Annotated in this window: 1 protein-coding gene; it reads left to right on the top strand. The window is 67.1% G+C overall.

All coding sequences use genetic code 11. The features are described from left to right. On the top strand, positions 1-857 hold an 857-nt coding region (locus LQ222_RS26170; RefSeq protein ID WP_230169807.1), incomplete at both ends, for an elongation factor Tu.

Genomic DNA, 857 nt, shown 5'->3' with positions numbered 1-857 from the left:
GGCCCGATGCCGCAGACGCGCGAGCACATCCTGCTGGCGCGCCAGGTGGGCGTGCCGGCGCTGGTGGTGTTCCTGAACAAGTGCGACATGGCGGACCCCGACCTGCTGGAGCTGGTCGAGATGGAAGTGCGCGAGCTGCTGAGCAGCTACCAGTTCCCGGGCGACGACATCCCGATCATCAAGGGCTCGGCGCTGATGGCGCTCGAGGACAAGTCGCCGGAGCTGGGCGAGAACGCGATCATGGAGCTGATGGCGGCGGTGGATGCGTACATCCCGCAGCCGCAGCGCGAGGTCGACAAGCCGTTCCTGATGCCGGTCGAGGACGTGTTCTCGATCTCGGGCCGCGGCACGGTGGTGACGGGTCGCGTGGAGCGCGGCATCGTGAAGGTGGGTGAGGAAGTCGAGATCGTGGGCCTGAAGGCCACGGTGAAGACGACGGTCACGGGCGTTGAGATGTTCCGCAAGCTGCTGGACCAGGGCCAGGCGGGCGACAACATCGGTGCGCTGCTGCGTGGCACGAAGCGCGAGGATGTGGAGCGCGGGCAGGTGCTGGCCGCGCCGGGGTCGATCACGCCGCACACCAAGTTCAAGGCCGAGGCGTATGTGCTGACGAAGGAAGAAGGCGGCCGTCACACGCCGTTCTTCACGAACTACCGTCCGCAGTTCTACTTCCGCACGACGGACGTGACCGGCGTGGTCTCGCTGCCCGAGGGTGTCGAGATGGTGATGCCGGGCGACAACGTGTCGATGGATGTGGAGCTGATCGCGCCGATCGCGATGGACGAGGGGCTGCGCTTCGCCATCCGCGAGGGTGGGCGCACCGTCGGCGCCGGCGTCGTCGCGTCGATTTCGAAGTA

Origin of the sequence: Roseomonas sp. CECT 9278 (assembly GCF_918698155.1) — a bacterium.
Taxonomy (GTDB): Bacteria; Pseudomonadota; Alphaproteobacteria; order Acetobacterales; family Acetobacteraceae; genus Neoroseomonas.
This window is presented reverse-complemented; position numbering and strand designations above follow the sequence as displayed.